This is a genomic window from Dactylosporangium sp. NPDC049525 (assembly GCF_040676755.1).
Taxonomy (GTDB): domain Bacteria; phylum Actinomycetota; class Actinomycetes; order Mycobacteriales; family Micromonosporaceae; genus Dactylosporangium.
In genome coordinates this window covers 89,398-105,685 of sequence record NZ_JBFAPO010000010.1, presented here as the reverse complement: position 1 = coordinate 105,685, position 16,288 = coordinate 89,398, and the positions used below count along the sequence as shown (strand labels likewise).

Below are 16,288 nucleotides of genomic sequence, written 5' to 3'. Positions count from 1 at the left end.
GGGCCCGCACCGGTCACGGTGTGAAGCGCAATCGCACGATGACGTTGTTGAGCACCGTCGGTGTGCCGCCGTTCATGTCGTTGTTCGTCGAGGTGAGCCAGAGCCCGCCGTCCGGGGTCTTGACCACCGTCCGCAGCCGGCCCCAGGAACCGTTGAAGAAGGCCCGCGGCGTGTCGGTGGTGTTGCCGGTGATCTTCATGACCCACAGCCGGGTACCCCGGACGGCGGCCATGTAGATCCAGTCGTTGACAATCTCGATGCCGCTCGGTGAGGCGGACGAGGTGCTCCACTGCCGCACCGGGTTGACGAAGCTCGGGTTGCTGCAGGATCCCTCGCAGGTCGGCCAGCCGTAGTTGGAGCCCGGGGTGATCAGGTTGAGCTCGTCCCAGGTGTTGTCGCCGAACTCCGAGGACCACAGCCGGCCCTGGGAGTCCCAGGCCAGCCCCTGCGGGTTGCGGTGGCCGAGGCTGTAGACCCGGGTGCCGAACGGGTTGCCGGGCGCGGGCGCGCCGGTCGTGGTGACCCGCAGGATCTTGCCGTTGAGCGAGTTGAGGTTCTGCGCGCGGCTGCTGTCCTGACCGTCGCCGGTGGTGATGTAGATGTAGCCGTCCGGGCCGAACTTGACCCGCCCGCCGTTGTGGAACCGGTTCTTGGCGATGCCGGTGACGAGGGCCTCACGCGGGCCGATGGCGCCGTTCTCGAACTTGAAGCGGACCAGGCGGTTGTCCGACGCCGCCGTGTGGAAGGCGTAGACCCAGTGGTCGGTGGCGAAGTTGGGGCCGACGGCGAGGCCCAGCAGGCCACCCTCGCCGCTGGTGGTGACGGCCTCGGTGATGGTGCCGACCACCGTCTTCTGCCCGGCCAGGGTCACCCGGACGATCTCGAACCGGTCCCGTTCGGCGACCAGCGCGCTGCCGTCGGGCAGGAAGGCGATCCCCCACGGCAGGTCCATCGCGGTGTTGACGTTCCGGTCGAAGATCGGGTCGCCGCCGCCGGCCTGCGTCGAGGTGGTCACCGCGAGGGCCGGGCTGGCCGGTGAGGTGTTGCCGTTGGCGTCGTAGGCCAGCACCGTGTACTGGTACGTGGTCGCGGCGGTGAGGCCGGTGTCCGACGCGGTCAGGTCCGGCACGTCCGCGATCTGGGTGCCGTTGCGCGAGACACGGTAGCCCCGGACGCCGACGTTGTCGGTGGCGGCGTTCCAGGCCAACGACACCGTGTTCGCGGTGATCGCGGTGGTACGAAGGTTGCCCGGCGTGGTGGGCGGCTGGGTGTCGGTGCCGGGCGGGGTGGTGACGGCCAGGTTGTTGCTGCCCTGCGACGGGTTGCCGGCCGCGTCGTAGGCCAGCACGCTGAGCACGTAGGACGTGTTCGGCTGCAGCGTCACGGTGGCGGCGACGATGTTGCCGCCGACCTCCGCGATCACGTTGCCGCCGTTGTAGATGACGTAGCGGGCCACGCCGACGTTGTCGGTGGCGGCGTTCCAGGCCAGGTCGGCGCCGTTGGGCCGGACCGCGCCGACCACGCGCAGGTTGCTCGGCGCGGTGGGCGGCTGGCTGTCCGAGGGCGCGGTGACCCGCAACCGGTCCAGGTTGGGCCCGCCGTTGACGGTGGTGGCGGCGGCGCGGACCGTGTTCGTGCCGGCGGCCAGGTTCGCGGTGACGGTCTTCTCGGCCCAGCTCGTCCAGGCGCCGGTGCCGGGGAAGGTCAGCCCGGGCGCGGCGGGTGTGCCGTTGACGGTGATGTCCATCGGCCGGTCGACGGTGGTGCCATTGGCGTACCGCAACGTCAGCGGGTAGTTGCCGGCCGTGGTCACCGACACGGTGAACTGGACGTAGGAGCCGGTCACGTTGTCGTAGTTGACGAACCCGGTGCCGGTGTAGCCGGCGTGGTTCGACTCGACCAGGCCCTGCGAGATCGTCGCGCTCTCGGCCTGGTAGTCGGTGAACGCGGGTGGCGGCCCGGTGGTCAGGTTCCACTGCTGGCTGCCCAGCGCGGCGATGCAGGTCCAGATGTGCAGCTTGGCGGCGTCGGCGGTGCTGCCGTTGACCACGTCGACGCACTTGCCGGTGGCGGGGTTGACCAGCGTGCGGGCCGAGCTGCTGTAGGTCCACTGCTGGTTGGGGTTGGTCGCGGCGCAGTCCCAGATCTGGACCTTGGTGCCGTTGGCGTTGACGCCGCCGGCGACGTCCAGGCACTTGTTGCCGAGCGCGCGGATCGTGCCGTCGGTGCCGACGGTCCAGGTCTGCGCGGCGCTGGCGTTGCACGTGCCGAGCTGCACCTGGGTGCCGTTGACGGTGGTCCCGCCGGGGATGTCGATGCACTTGCCGGACGCGACGCCGGTGATCGGGCCGACGGTGTCGGCGAGGGCCGGGGTGGAGGCCGCGACCTCGAGGGCGGCGACGCAGATCGCGGCGGTGAGGACGGCGAGGATGCGCCTGATCGATGGGGAGTTCATCGGGTCTCCGTTCCTGACGCCGGCGCCGCAGGGCGGCACTCCGGTCGTTCGGCAGCGGTCCGTAGTTGTTAGTCAACTTTCCTTATCGAAGTCGCACAATATGTACCGTCGCGAATCCGGTCAAGTGGAGGGCCCGAAATGGCACACCGCAGGCCGTGAGGATGCCGAGACGGCGCAGGGCATCCTCAGGCCCGCATTGTCAGGTCAGCCGAGTGCGCAGCGCTTGCCGTTGACCGTGAAGTTCACCGGCAGCGCGCCCGTGACATTGTCCCAGGTGCCGTTGAAGCCCACCCCCGTCAGCGTCGCGCCGGCGGCAAGCGTGCCGTTCCAATTCGCATTGGCGATGGTCGCCGTCACCCCGTTCTGGCTGAACGTGCCGTTCCAGCCCTGCGAGAAGTTCTGGCCGTTGGCGAACTGCCACTGCAGGTTCCAGCCGTTGAAGGGGGCGCCGGACTGGTTGGTCAGGCTGATGTCGACCTGGAAGAACCCGGTCCAGGTCGTGATCACCCGGTAGGCGACCTTGCACGTGGTGGCGGGCAGGTCGTCGTCCGGGACCAGGAACACGTTGGGGTTGATGTCGGCGGCCGGCGTGTCGGTGTTGCGGGCGATGACCTGGGCCAGCGTGGTGTGGAAATCGATCCCGTACTGGCTCGCGATCGACGTCAGCCCCATGTCGTTGCCGTAGAAGAACCGGTCGCCGTCGCGCAGCGCGAGGAACTGCCTGGTCCAGATCGCGCGCTGCAGCTCGCCGAACTCGCTGCCCGGCACGTGCCGCTCGGCGATCATGCCGGTGAAGGCGTCGACGTTGTTGACGTTGCCGTAGACCGCGCGCAGGCGGGCGGCGGTGGTGCTGCGGCGCACCCCCGAGGTCGAGCCGTCGGCATCGCCGACGACCGTCGCGGTGCCGTCGATGTCGGCGGTCCGCAGGAACTCGAGGCTGTTCGGGTTGTCGGCGCCGGAGCCGGCCGGGAACGCGTCGGTGGCCTCGCCGGTGATGGCCGTGAACGAGGTCTTCGCCGGGAGCCCGTACGCCTGCCGGAGCTGGTTGTAGCTGGGCATGCCGTGGTCCCGGCCGCGCTCGATGTCGATCGCGCCGAGGTCGACGACCCCCTTGAAGCACGCCGGCAGCGTGGGGCCGTCCAGGCACGCCGGGTTGCCCGGGACAGGAACCTGGAACAGGACGCTGCGCAGCTGGTTGTCGATCATCTCGTCGTTGTTGTATTGCGACTCGGACAGGCTGGTCATGAACGGCCCGAGGCCGATGGCCGGCAGCAGGTCCGGGTTGAAGAACGCGACGTTCAGCGGGATGCCGATGGACACGTCCGCGCCGTCGACCTCCACCTCCAGGCCCTGCGCCCGGAAGGCGTTCAACTGGGCCGCGCTGTAACGCGACGCCTGCGTCTCCGCCGTGAACTCACCATGGATCTGGCTGTGCGCGCGGTATCCGACGACGGCGAACTCGTTGCTCAGCGCGGTGTTCACGTTCGCGTTGTAGCCGGTGTACCGGGGCAGGTTGACGCCCATCGCGGGCAGGAACTCGTTGTAGGTGATGTACTGCTGCTCGGCGATCACGATCCGCCGGGCGATCTGGAACCGGTCCTCCGCGCTGAGCGAGCCGGGCAGCAGGGCCGCGATCCGGTTGTGCTCCCTGGCGAAGAGCGTGTGCGTCGCGGTGAGGGCGACGTTCTCGTTGGCTCGCACGTCGCCGGCGACGGCGGCGTTGTTGGGGTTGGCCGCGAGCCGGCCGTCGACGTTCATCGTCGGGGCGGCGGCCGGGTTGCCCCGGGCCGTCCTGCGCGGCAGGTAGTTGCCCGGCAGCATCAGCGTCGCGGCGTTGTTGGCGATGTTGTTGTCATACGGCCCGTCCCGCATCCATTCGAGGCGCTGCTGCGTACCGCCGTACACGGCCCACGCGTCGATGTAGGAGCTGACGGTGTTGATCTGCTGGCGGGGGTTGGTGACGCCGGTCCCCGTCGCGGCGAGGTCCCGGGTGAACGGGATCACGCCGAGCGTGTTGGTGAAGGTTTCGAGGGGGTCGCCGGCGTTGAACGGGATGTTCGCGGACTCGGTGCCTCCCGCGGCCAGGCCGAAGGTGTGGTCGAGGAACTGACCCCACGTCCAGCCCCACTGCGTGACGCGGCGCTCGGAGAACAGGTTCTGGTGCGTGTCGTTGAAGATCCGGTTGCTGACCTGGCGGCTGTTCGGCCCGGTCACCGGCTGGCTGCGGCCGTCGGCGTAGCGCGCGGCGGCCACCCTGGAGTAGGCGGTGCCCACCTGGCCCTGGGTCGGCCGGGCGAGGTTGTTGCGGCTGCCGTCGAGGCTCTCCACCTCGAAGGCGACGGCGCCCTGGGCTGGGTGGGCGCCGAGCACCAGGAGGCTGGTCATGGTGCCGCCGAGTGCGACTAAGTGGAGCGCGCGCCGGAGTCGCCGGCGCAGGCGGGGGTTGCCCGGGTGATGGTCCGGGCTGGAAGAACGAGACATGGCTCCTCCCGCGTGGCTGGGAAGCCTCGCGTGTGGCGTGCCCGATGTTCGTGTCCGTGCCCGAGTTTCCTGCTGAACGCACAGTGCGTCGCGTGCCGTTCAGCCGGGAGGACGGCGAAGCAGGAGGACACGCAGGGAATGTGGGGTCTGGTCCGATGACGCGTCACGCGTGTCGGCCGGGTCTCGGCTCGGCAGGCGGGATGGCCGGCGCCGTGGGGCCAGTCTGGACCTGCTCCAGACTGGGGTCAATAGATGCGCATGAGTTTGACCAGTTTTTGTTAAGAACCTTGATTGTTCAGTTCGTGCGGCGCCTCAGACGGGAATCGAACCCGCTACACGCTGTTTTAGAGACAGCTGCCCGGCCGTCGGGCCCCTGAGGCTTGGATCAGGCTTGATCAGGGCTTGGATGGGGTGGCCCCGCCCCGTGCCGGGGCCACCCCAGTGTGATCGATCAGGGCAAGAGGGCCTCGTCGATCCGGTCACGGTGCCGGTCGTCGGCGACGCGGTCGCGGGCCGCGCGGAACTCGTCCGCGGTCAGCGACCGGCCGAGCTCGTCCAGCGTGCGCAGCACGAGCCGCTGGGACACGACCCGCCGGTTGAGGGTGTCCAGCGCCGCGGCCTGCCGCAGCACCTTGGCCTGCAGCCAGCGGATCGCCTTCGGCAGGTCCGAAGGGTCCGCGATGAGGTCGGTGGTCATGATTTCACCTCCCCTCGTGCTCCACGAAGGGCAACAGGGAGGTGCGAGAGAAGCCTGTATGCGGCCGGTTCGAGCGCGGCGGCGGTCAGCGCGCCGTCGAGGTCCGGCTCGTGAAACCTGACGTGCCGGTGGCCGGCGGCGCTCGCCTTGGCGCACAACCGATCCAGGGCGTCCTCGTCGCACGCGGCGAGCAGGACGAGCGTGTTGGAATCGGTGTGCCAGTCGCGGAACGCATCAGGGTGGGCGACGGCGAAGTCGAGCGCAGCGTGGGTCGCTTGCGTGGCCTGGGTCCCGGGCGGAAGATCGGCGCGGGTCACCAGATACAGACGCGGAATGCGGACCTAGTAGTGCGGCATGCCTCGATGGTAGCGATGCCAGCCGGTCAAGGCCAGCACCTCGGCTGCGAGCTCGCTGACAGTTCTGCCGTCGGTGGGGATCCGGTGTACCGACGGCGCCGCGGACGCATCGAGCGCCCTGGCCGCGGCGTCGCTGCGCTCGACGTGGCGCTGCAGGGCGGTGCCGATCTCACGCCGGGCGAGCCGCTCCCGGGCCGTGGCGTCGGACGAGGTGAGCAGGACCGCGGTGACGCGCGGGTCGTCGCCCATCGCGGCGGTCAGCTCCGCGACGTACCGGACGCTGACGGTGTTCGTGTAGATCATGCGGCGGTAGCCGAGGTCGCGGTAGTTGGCCCACATCGCGGCGAGGTTGCGCTCCGCGAGCCGGTGCTCCCACGGCGGCGGATGGGCAAGGTCGAGGTTGTCGCCCTCGATGACGCAGTGCCGCACCCCGGCGTCGGACAGCTGGACGTGCAGCTCGACGGCGACGCTGCTCTTGCCGACCCCGGACCTGCCGCCGAGGAACAGCACTTCGCTGCGGTCGCTCACAGCTCGGGCAGCCGTTCGCCGTCCCGGGCAGGCCGGCCGTGCTCGAGCCAGAAGGTGTACTGCCGCAGGTGCTCCAGCAGGGCACCGCTGTCGAAGGACGCGCCGTATGCCGTGAGCCCGTCGACGACCTCGCGCTCTTCGGGGCGCTCGGAGATCCGCCAGACGGCCGCGGCCTTGACGGTCCATTCGATGATCCGCTGCCGGTCACGCCACCATGCCGTGACATCGGCCGGGGCCCAGTGCTGGTCGCCGTCCATGGCGTAGCCGCCGAACGGATCCGCCAAGACGGCTTCGAGCAGGTCGCAGGTCTCGAGTTCGTCGCGCGGCTGGCGGTAGACGAACTCGGAGCCGTAGCCGTCGTCGTAGAGGACCAGGTCGGGCGCGTGCAGGCGGCCGGTCCAGCAGTTGTCGGTCTCCGCGCCGTAGAACGGGCCGGGGACGTTGCGCCAGTCCCGCTGCGGCCACGTGCCGAGGAATAGGGATCCGGCGTCCAGCAGCGCCACCGTCGGCAGCGGGTCCCAGTAGGTCATCGGGGCGAGCGCGGGCAGGGGCCGGTGCTGATGACGGTCCGGGTGGGGCCGTCGAGGATGACGTAGATGCCGCCCTCGACGATGTTGAGCCGGCCGCCGGGCATCGGGGCGCCCGTGCAGTAACTGGGGATCGGCAGCTGGTGCGCGACCGACATCGGCACGGGTGCGGTCGCCGGCGCCGCGGCGAGCAGGCCGAACGCGGCGACGGCGGCGAAGCGGACCGCAGCGCCGCGACCGCGGGCCGGCGACGGGCCGGACGCGGGCGGTGGCGTGTCGAGGTCGATCACGACGTCGGTCATTACACCGATGGTAGCCCCGGCGCGGGGAACGCCGGGGCTACCGAAGGGGCGTCAGGTCGCGGTGCAGGTGACCGTGGCCGGGTTGGTGTTCGTGCCGGTGAACGAGGCGCCGAACCCGGCCGCCGTCGACGCGGCCGGCGCGAGGGCGCCGTTCCAGTCGGCGTTGCGGACGGTGACGGCCGCGCCGGTCTGGGACCAGACGCCGGACCAGCCGTTGGTGACGCGCTGGTTGCCGGGGAACGTGAACGTGACCGTCCAGCCGGTGATGGCCTGACCGCCGGAGTTGCGCACGGTCACCTCACCGTTGAAGCCGTCGCCCCACTGGTTCGTGACGCGGTAGGTGGCCTCGCAGGATTTGCCCGTCGAGGTGCCGGTCGTGGTGACCGCGACGGGGTCGGACACCGTGGACAAATTGCCGGCGGCGTCGCGGGCGCGGACCGCGAACTGGTACGCCGTGGACGCCGTCAGCCCGGTGACCGCGGCGGTGGTGCCGGTGGCGGTGGCCACGACGACCGGCCCGGCGGTGCCGCCGAGGCGCAGGACGTCGTAGCCGGTGACGCCGACGGCGTCGGTGGACGCGGCCCAGGTGAGGGTCGCGCCGCTGCTGGTGACCGCCGACGCGACCGGGGTGCCAGGCTTCGACGGCGCGGTGACGTCACCGGTGGACGCCGCGGTGGTGACGGTGCCGGCCGCCGACGCCGCCGACGCGTTGCCCGACGAGTCCACGGCGACGACCGTGAAGCTGTACGCGGTCGACGGCGTCAGCCCGGTGATCGCCAGGGACGTGCCGGTCGTGGTGCCGACCAGCCCCGTGGGCGAGGAGACCCGGTACTGCGCGACGCCCACGTTGTCGGTGGACGCCGCCCAGCCGGCGGTGACCGACGTCGACGTGACGTTGGTGAACGCCGGGGTGCCGGGCGTGGACGGCGGGGTGGTGTCGACCGGGCCGGCGCCGGGGGCGTCGCCCCAGACCTTGGTGGCGCCGTCGTACAGCGTGATGTGGGTGTTGGGTGCCTGGGTGGCGCCGCCGGTCGGGAACGACCAGTCGTTGGTGGTGTCCCAGCTGCCCGCGGACGTGATGCGGAACTGGACCTCGCGCCGCCACGCGGACTGCCCAGCGGGTGCGATCTTCTGCCCGGCGCAGCTGACGGTGACGTAGTAGGTGCTGCCGCTGAGCAGGGTCGGCCCGGTGGGCGCGGAGCACTGGTTGTAGGCGCTGGTGAGCGAGATCTGCGACGGCGTGGTGGTGCCGTCGAGGGTGAAGTAGTAGCGGAACGAGCCCTGGTCGAGGGTCCGCGCCGGCCACGCCGACTTGTTGTAGACCATCGCCTTGACCTCGGTGAAACCGTTGCCGGTGGTGTTGAGCGAGGACTCGACGTACATCTCGGGGCCGTCGGGGGTCTCCGCGACCGGGAAGCCGGTGAGTGCGGTGCCGCCGTATTCGCGGTACATCCGGGCCAGGGCCGAGGTGAACCCGGCGTTGTAGTCGGTGGCGACCTCGTTCATCACGTAGTCGGAGCGGCTGTCGGTGTAGGCGTCGTTCGGTGACGAAGGTCCGCCGACGAGCGCGCCGTACAGGGTGTGCCGGGAGATCTCGGGGTTGGTGATCTGGTCGGTCCACGAGCCGTGCGCGGTGCGGTGGTGCGGGTTGCGCGGCGGGCTCGCCCCGAAGCCGATCATGTAGCTGGCGTGCCGCGGGTTGTCGCCGAGGATGTAGTTGATCTGGCGGACCCCGAAGTCGTGGTAGCGGGCCTTGCGGGTGGCGTCGGTGATCCAGTCGCTGTACAGCAGGGCGACGAAGCTGGTGTTGGCGGCGTACCGCAGCGAACCCCAGCTGTCCAGGACCGCCTGGCCGCCGGGTGAGGTGGGCACCTTCTGCCCGTTGACGCCGACGCTCCAGTAGTCGAGCCAGCGGTTGGCGTCGTCGACGTAGCGCTGCTTGCCGGTGAGCTTCGCCAGCAGCACGTAGCAGCCGTACGACTTGTCGTCCCAGGCGATCGTCCACTTGTAGGACTTCGTCGTGGTCTGGTTCTCGTTGCTGAGGTTGTCGTAGCCGGCCTCGGCCTTGGCGAGGTAGGTGGCGTCGTCGGTGGCGCGGTAGAGCCAGATGGCGCCCCAGACGAGCTCGTCGTTGAAGCCGCTCCACGAGTTGTAGTAGCTGGCCGCGTCGGTGATGCAGTCGCTGTACTTGCGCCGTACCGAGTCGGCGAACGCGTACAGCTGCTTGGCGTGGGTGACGAGCTTGTCGGCGTAGGTCGCGTCGGTGGGGCGGATCACGATCGACGAGGCGGCCATGGCGGCGGCGGTCTCACCGGCGAGGTCGGAGCCGCCACAGGTGGCGTCGATCTTGTACGACGGGCGTGCCATCGGCATCACCTCGGCGGGGCCCCACCAGGCGTGGTCGGGGTTGCCGGCGCCGATCTGTCCATAGAGGACGTTCGCCGACGGGTGCGCCTTGATGAAGTAGTCGTTGACGAACTTCAGGTTGTTGACCAGGTTCGTCAGCTGGCCCGACTGCACGTAGGCGTCGCGGTACTCCACGGCGCCCCACGCGAGCATGGTGGTGGAGAACGCCATCGGGAAGCCGAACTTGACGTGGTCGCCGGCGTCGAACCAGCCGCCGGTCAGGTCGAGGCCGACGTCGGCGCCGTCGGTGGTGGCGGCGTTGCCGCGCCAGCCGACGCGGTTCCACGCGGGTTTCGTCCCGGCCTGCTGGGCCTCGTAGAACCAGATCGACTTCTGCAGTGCCTCGGCGTAGTTGTATGCGGGGGCGGCCGCGGCCGGGGTCGAGGCGGCCACGGCGATGATCGTCGTGGCGGCGGCGACCCCGAGCGCCGCGACTGCGCCGAGAATCCTCCTGCGCATGGTGGTGCTCCTCTCCGGGTGCGGTGCGCGGATTGAACCCTGCCACCGCCCCGGAGCGGGGGTTTCACCGTCGTGCGGCGGTGTCCGCCCTGGTCGCGCTGTGAAACTTTCGCAGCACCAGCAGGTGCGCCAGGACCAGGGGCACGACGCCGACGGGGTACCAGGCGAGGTCGACCGGGTCGAACTTCACGCCGAACACGTACCGGGCCAGGAGGCTGCGGTCGGACAGTTCGGCCGGGACGCCGGTGAGCTGGAAGACCTCCATCGCCCAGCAGAAGGCGACCGCGGCGGCACCGGCCACCAGCGGGGTCGTTCGGGGCCGGATGAAGAACACCCCGGCGTAGATCATCGACGCGTAGAGCGCGGTGCCGGAGTACTGGCGCAGCGCGCCGTCGTCGACGGCCCGGATGGCGAAGGCGAGTGCCAGGAACGCCCCGGCGGCGGCGAGGGCCCACAGGCGGGCGGCGCGGTCAGACACGGGACGGGAACTTTACGGCGCGGCCGGTGTGCAGGTCGACGGCGGGGTCGCCCTGGCGGGGCCGGTCGCCGCTGAGCAGTGCGGTGAAGCCGAGGGGGACGCGGACGGCGAGGATCGCCGACGGGATGGCCGCCGCATCGTCGTCCACCAGGATCCAGTCCGACTCGTGGACCGTCCGGGCGCAGGGATACGGCGATGTGGGCGCCGCCGACGGGGTCTTGCGCGGGGACGGCGACGCGGACGGGCTTCCGGTCGTCGGCGGGCACTGCGTGAAGGTGAAGACGGTGACGACCGACGACGGGCGGACCTTCGGGTCGGCGCCGGGCAGACGGGTGACGAGTGCGAGGACGTACTCGTGGGTGTCGTCGGGGGCGATCAGCCCGTCGCCGTCGCGGTCCCAGACGACGCCCTGCTCCACGGCGGCGTCGAGCTGTTTCGTGGTCGCGACCGCGTCGACCCGGAACTCCGCGAGGTCGCCGCCCTGCACCGGCGTCACCGGTACGCCGGCGAGCTTCTCCAGCATCACCCGGTCGGCGCCGACGCAGCACTCGTCGTAGTCGGCCGGGGTGTCCTGGACCGCCTCGTCGAACGTGTCCGCGAACGGGCCGATGCAGCCGAGCAGCATCAGCGCCGCCAGCGCGAGGATCCATCCGGTTGATCGAGTCACGGCGCCGAGTATGCCTGCCCCTTGCCACCACCCTCGGTTACCTGACTATAGTCAGACATGTGAACGACGAACTGGTGGCGACCGTGCGCCGCTTCAACCGAACCGTGACGCAGCGCGTCGGCGCGCTCGACGACGAGTACCTGTCCCGCGGCCGCCCGCTCGGCCAGGCCCGGCTGCTGTGGGAGATCGGCCCCGGCGGCGCCGAGGTCGCCGCGCTGCGCGCCCGCCTCGGCCTGGACGCGGGCTACCTGAGCCGGCTGCTGCGGTCCCTGGAGGCCGACGGTCTCGTCGTCGTCTCCGCCGGCACGGGTGGCGACGCCCGGGTCCGCGAGGCCACCCTGACCGCCGAGGGCCGGGCCGAGTGGGCGGTGCTCGACCGCGAGTCCGACGACCTGGCGCAGTCGATCCTCGGCCCGCTCAGCGCCGGCCAGCGGGGCCGCCTGGCGACCGCAATGGCCGAGGTGGAGCGGCTGCTCATGGCCTCGATGGTCGAGCTCGCCCCGTGCCCGCCCGGCGACCCGCGGGCCCGCTCGTGCCTGCGCGCGTATGCCCGGGAGCTGTCGCAGCGCTTCGACGACGGCTTCGACACGACGGTCAGCAACCCCGTCGACGACGAGGACCTGATCCCGCCGAAGGGCGTGTTCCTGCTCGCGACCCTGTCCGGCGAGCCGGTCGGCTGCGGCGCGCTGAAGCTGCACCGGGACGGACCCGCCGAGATCAAGCGCCTGTGGGTGTCCGGCACCGTGCGCGGCCTCGGCCTCGGCCGGCGCATCCTCGGCGACCTGGAGCGGCGCGCCGCCGAGGCCGGCCGGCACTCCGTGCGCCTGGACACCAACCGCAACCTCGTCGAGGCGATCGCCCTCTACCGCTCCAGCGGCTACAAGGAGGTCCCCGCCTACAACGACGAGGCCTACGCCCACCACTGGTTCGAAAAGCCCCTCTGATCCGTCGGATCCCCGGCACTCACGGTCCGTAGTTCTGCTGATGCCGGCGCGTGCCCGGCCGGAGACGATGGTCCGGTCGGCGGCGAACCACGCGGCCCGAACGGCAAGGGGAGTCCGATGGCTGGCCCACCGCTGATCTACACCGCCTTCGCGGCCGCGCCCCGCTGGGTGATCCTCGAATGGGTGCTGCCCGACGACGCGACCGGCGTCGCCGTCTTCCGGGATCCGCCGCCGCCGGCCGGCGCGTGGATGACCGGCTGGATCTCCCGGAACAGCCTCACCGACCAGTCCTGCGAGCCCGACACGACCTACACGTACACCGTCTGCGCCTACTACGGATCCCCCGACGGCGAGTGCTCGACGAAACGGGTGACCACACCACGGACCCCGGTCACGCCGACCCCTCCGCCACCGCCGGCCACGGCGGCCGCGGTGATCAACCCGCAGGCCACCCTCGTCCCCCCGAACCTGGTCCGGCTGTCCTGGGGCACGATCAACGACCCGAACACCGTGAAACTCAAGATCTACCGCGAAGGCCCGGACGGCCGGCTGCTGCGCTACACCTATCCGCCGGATCCGCAGCCCGGACCGCCCGAGCATTTCGCGACCATGTACTGGGACCTGGTCCAGCAGCTGGCGGCGGACTACCGGTACACGTTCACCACCTTCAACCGCAACGGCGACTCGACGTCGGTCAGCACCAGCATCCGCGTGCCGGCGCCGCCGCCCATCCCGCACCTGCCCGGGTGGGTCGAGCCGTCGTCGAACATCCCGCACGCGGCCATCGGCTTCCCGTCGGTCACCGCGGTGTCGTGGGCGCCCGACCGCGTCGACGTGTTCTGGGTGAACCGCCGGGCCCCGGGAGCCGCCGCCATCGGCAGCGGGCCCAACCCGGACCCCGCGCAGATCACGCACGCCGTCGGGGTGTCGGAGCACTGGCGCGCCCCCATGACCATCCGCCTGCCCAACGCGGCGCTGGACGTCGCCGCGTCCTCGGACCGCGCCGGCAGCCTGGACGTGTGCTACCGCAGCGGCGACGAACTGTGGCACACGCGGTGGGCGCCGGAGCTCGGGCTGCCGGAGGACGCGAACGGCACCGGCTGGGCGCCACCGCAACGCCTCGGCGGCACCATGGCGTCCGGCCCCGCGGCGATCAGCGTCCGCGGCGGGCGCACGGACGTCTTCTACCGGACCCCGGACGGCATGCTCGGCCGGCGCTGGTTCGCGGACGGGCAGTGGCACGACGAGCAGAAGATCGCGGCCTCCATCGCCGGCAAGCCCAGCGTCGTGTCACTGAACCCGGCCCACCTCGAGGTCTACTACCGCACACCGGCGAAGCGGCTCGCATATCTCACGTCGCTGGACGACGGCCGCACCTGGCTGCCGGAGCAGGACCTCGGCGGCAACCTCGCCACCGACCCGATCGCGCTCGCCCTGGACGCCAAAGTCGTCAACGTGTACTACACACCGGCCGGGGGCGTCTACCTCAAGGTGCGCGCCTGGACCGACGGGCGCTGGTACGACGAGATCGACGAATCGGCGACCATGTCGGCACCGCCGTTCACCAGCACGCCACTCCTGGCGGACTTCGGCCTCGCCGCCGTGCGCACACAGCCGTTCCGCGCCTTCATGTTCTACGCGCACGTGCTGCCGACGCTGCTGTACCGCCGCTACCGATGACCGCTCAGAGATGCGGGATCGGCGGCGGGGCGTAGCCCGGCACGGCATGACCCTGCGCCAGCTCCCGCACGAGGTTGCGGACCGCCTCGGCCGTCCCGTTCGTCGAGGTGACGACGATCGCCACGTGCACGTCGTCATCGTTGAGCTGCGTCAGCGTGAAGTTGACGGCCACCGCGTCGTTGCCCCCGGACACGAAGTACTCGGTGTCGTCGGCCACCCACACCTCCAGGCCGGCCGTCTCCAGCCCGTGCACGGTCAGTCGCCGCGCGCCACCGAGGTCCGTGGACAGGTCATACGCGCCCCAGTGCAGGTCCATGTCGCCCTCCGTCACCCGCCGCCGTCACCTCGGAGTGTCCCACGCGCGGCGCCGCACAGGGCCGCACAGCACTGCGCAGTGTGAAGGCCGGGGACGCCGGGACGCCCCCACGCCCGCACACCCCGGGTGCCCGGCCGGTGGCTCAGAGGGTGGTCAGGTCGAACTGCTCCCACAGGCCGATCGCGGTCCGGTTCGCGATCAGCGCGACGGCGCCGCCCTGGTCCGCGCACACGTACCGGCCGTTGGCCCGCGACAGCAGGCTGACCGTGCCGTTGGCGTTGCGGATCAGGCCGAACCGCTCCCAGCCGCCGATCGCGGCGCGGTTGGCGATCAGCGGCGCGGCACCGGCCTGCTCGGCGCAGACGAGGAGACCGTTGATCCGGGCCCGCAGCGCCACGTCGCCGTTGCCGGCGTCGAGCAGGTCGAACTGCTCCCACGGCCCGGCGGCGGCCCGGTTGGCGATGAGCGCGGCGGCGCCGGCACCTTCGGCGGTGACGTACCGGTCGTTGGCGCGGGCACGCAACGTGACGGTGCCGGTGGCGGGAATCGTACCCCCGCCGCCGCCGTCAGCCACGACCGGCTGGGTCGGGCGGGTCGCGGTGATCGGGAGCTGTCCCTTGAGCATCCGGCCGCCGTCGGCGGTGAGGCGCAGGTAGTAGTCCGCCGAGCACCTGGTGCCGTCGGCGTCCAGGGCCAGCATGCCGGAGCCGGCGGGCACCATCGAGGCGTCCTCGGCGGTCTTGGCGATCTGGTTGCCCTCGTTGTACTCGTCGAACATCGAGATGTAGACGCTCTGCACACCGGCGCGGGCCATGTTGTAGAACTGCCGCCACATCATGTCGCCGTGCGCGCGCTGCCCCGCCGTCATGTCACCGGGCAGGATGCACGGCTGGTAGTCGATGCCGCGGGCGTCGCAGTCGGCCTTGTCGCCCACGGTGCGGTTCGTGTAGAACCAGTCGGACCCGGCCGCGTCGCCGATCCGCCCGACCATCCACGGCGACAGCATGTCGAAGGCGTGATAGACGTCGAGATAGCCGGCCCGTGAGTCATCGGTACCGAGCCGCCAGTGCGTCGGCACGCCACCCATCACGTAGCAGCCCTGCGCCTTGAACCAGGCGATGACGTCGAGGCAGGCGGCGGCGCTCCACGGGTGGTTGCCGTCGTTGAAGCCGAAGCCCCAGATGCCGACGACCGGCTTGCCGTTCTGCCGCGCGTAGGCACCGGACGCGGTGTGCGCCGACATCTTCGCCGTCCAGTCCTGCTTGATCTGCGCCTGCATGTCGGTCCAGCCGGACACGTCGTACATGATGTAGAACTTGCGGCCGGTCGCCTCCGCGGCCTGGCGGACCTTGCCGGCCATGGCGTCGCGGGTCGGCCCCTCGCCGCCGAACGGGTTGAACCGCTGCAGCGCCGCGGTGTCGCACCCGTGCTGCTGCATCCAGCGGAACTGGGTGTCCACGGTCTGCTGGTCGTAGGAGGAGTACAGGGTCGCGGGCTGGCCGTTGCCGAGGTTGCTGAACCCCGTCCGGTACCCCTTGGTGTACTCGCGCATGTCCGGCCAGCAGTGCACCGCGGTCTGGCTCGGCGTCGGCGCCTGCGACCAGTTCAGGCTCCAGTGCCACCAGCCGTTGATCGGCGCACCGTCCCCGGGCGCGGCGAACCAGCCCTGGTAGCCGACGGTGACCTTGCCGACCACGTCGCCGGGGGCACTGGCCGCGATGCCGCTCGGCGTCGCGTAGAACGCCGCCGCCCCGACCCCGCCGACCGCCAGCCCGGACGCGATGACCGTCCGCCGCGAGATCCCCATGCCGTGTTCCCCTCACCGATCCGTTCGTCAACTTTCCTAATCGTCGGTGAGCGTAGTTTGCGGCGATCTCTCCCCATGTGAAGAGATCATTGTTACTGGCTTAGATTCCGCTTTGGCTCCCCCGGCGCTCCGACCAGCCCGTCGACGGCGGCCGCAAGGTCCACCGAGCATCACCGGATGGTGAT

The 16,288-nt window shown here is 70.8% G+C and carries 14 protein-coding genes; 2 read left to right on the top strand and 12 right to left on the bottom strand.

Annotated features, from left to right (window positions below; genetic code table 11):
- Positions 1–13: 13 nt before the first annotated feature.
- The 10 genes from AB0K00_RS17485 to AB0K00_RS17440 form a co-directional block, all read right to left on the bottom strand.
- Complete coding sequence (locus tag AB0K00_RS17485; RefSeq protein ID WP_363521886.1) at positions 14–2,455, bottom strand: PQQ-dependent sugar dehydrogenase; 2,442 nt, start codon at positions 2,453–2,455, stop codon at positions 14–16.
- A gap of 204 nt (positions 2,456–2,659) precedes the next feature.
- Positions 2,660–4,840: a peroxidase family protein gene (locus AB0K00_RS17480; RefSeq protein WP_363521883.1), complete on the bottom strand. Its 2,181-nt coding sequence runs from the start codon at positions 4,838–4,840 to the stop codon at positions 2,660–2,662.
- Positions 4,841–5,387: 547 nt separating this feature from the next.
- Positions 5,388–5,633 carry a hypothetical protein gene (locus AB0K00_RS17475; protein ID WP_363521880.1) on the bottom strand — a complete coding sequence of 82 codons (246 nt, stop codon included), beginning with the start codon at positions 5,631–5,633 and terminating at the stop codon, positions 5,388–5,390.
- On the bottom strand, positions 5,630–5,950 hold the full coding sequence (locus tag AB0K00_RS17470; RefSeq protein WP_363521877.1) for a peptidyl-tRNA hydrolase: 321 nt from the start codon (positions 5,948–5,950) through the stop codon (positions 5,630–5,632). The genes AB0K00_RS17475 and AB0K00_RS17470 overlap by 4 nt, the downstream gene beginning before the upstream one ends.
- A gap of 24 nt (positions 5,951–5,974) precedes the next feature.
- Complete coding sequence (locus AB0K00_RS17465; RefSeq protein WP_363521874.1) at positions 5,975–6,517, bottom strand: adenylyl-sulfate kinase; 543 nt, start codon at positions 6,515–6,517, stop codon at positions 5,975–5,977.
- A complete protein-coding gene (locus tag AB0K00_RS17460) occupies positions 6,514–7,047 on the bottom strand; it encodes a ferredoxin (RefSeq protein ID WP_363521872.1) in 534 nt (177 codons plus the stop codon). Before AB0K00_RS17460 ends, AB0K00_RS17465 begins: the two co-directional genes overlap by 4 nt.
- Positions 7,044–7,346, bottom strand: a complete 303-nt coding sequence (locus AB0K00_RS17455) for a hypothetical protein (RefSeq protein ID WP_363521869.1) — start codon at positions 7,344–7,346, stop codon at positions 7,044–7,046. The genes AB0K00_RS17460 and AB0K00_RS17455 overlap by 4 nt, the downstream gene beginning before the upstream one ends.
- 51 nt (positions 7,347–7,397) lie before the next feature.
- Positions 7,398–10,211, bottom strand: a complete 2,814-nt coding sequence (locus AB0K00_RS17450) for a glycoside hydrolase family 9 protein (RefSeq protein ID WP_363521866.1) — start codon at positions 10,209–10,211, stop codon at positions 7,398–7,400.
- Between the two features lie 64 nt (positions 10,212–10,275).
- The gene (locus AB0K00_RS17445) at positions 10,276–10,689 is read right to left on the bottom strand and encodes a DUF2809 domain-containing protein (protein ID WP_363521864.1); all 414 of its coding nucleotides are present in this window, start codon (positions 10,687–10,689) and stop codon (positions 10,276–10,278) included.
- Entirely contained in the window at positions 10,682–11,356 is a 675-nt protein-coding gene (locus AB0K00_RS17440) for a hypothetical protein (RefSeq protein ID WP_363521861.1), read from the bottom strand. Before AB0K00_RS17440 ends, AB0K00_RS17445 begins: the two co-directional genes overlap by 8 nt.
- Before the next feature lie 59 nt (positions 11,357–11,415).
- Here AB0K00_RS17440 and AB0K00_RS17435 point away from each other — a divergent pair, with 59 nt between their 5' ends.
- Positions 11,416–12,300, top strand: coding sequence for a helix-turn-helix domain-containing GNAT family N-acetyltransferase (locus AB0K00_RS17435; protein ID WP_363521858.1), 885 nt, complete (start codon positions 11,416–11,418; stop codon positions 12,298–12,300).
- Positions 12,301–12,417: 117 nt separating this feature from the next.
- Positions 12,418–13,980, top strand: a complete 1,563-nt coding sequence (locus tag AB0K00_RS17430) for a hypothetical protein (protein WP_363521855.1) — start codon at positions 12,418–12,420, stop codon at positions 13,978–13,980.
- 4 nt (positions 13,981–13,984) lie between these two features.
- Here AB0K00_RS17430 and AB0K00_RS17425 read toward each other — a convergent pair whose 3' ends face one another.
- Together AB0K00_RS17425 and AB0K00_RS17420 are read right to left on the bottom strand one after the other, a co-directional pair.
- Positions 13,985–14,296, bottom strand: coding sequence for a hypothetical protein (locus AB0K00_RS17425; protein ID WP_363521853.1), 312 nt, complete (start codon positions 14,294–14,296; stop codon positions 13,985–13,987).
- Between the two features lie 142 nt (positions 14,297–14,438).
- On the bottom strand, positions 14,439–16,103 hold the full coding sequence (locus tag AB0K00_RS17420; RefSeq protein ID WP_363521850.1) for a lectin: 1,665 nt from the start codon (positions 16,101–16,103) through the stop codon (positions 14,439–14,441).
- Positions 16,104–16,288 lie beyond the last annotated feature (185 nt).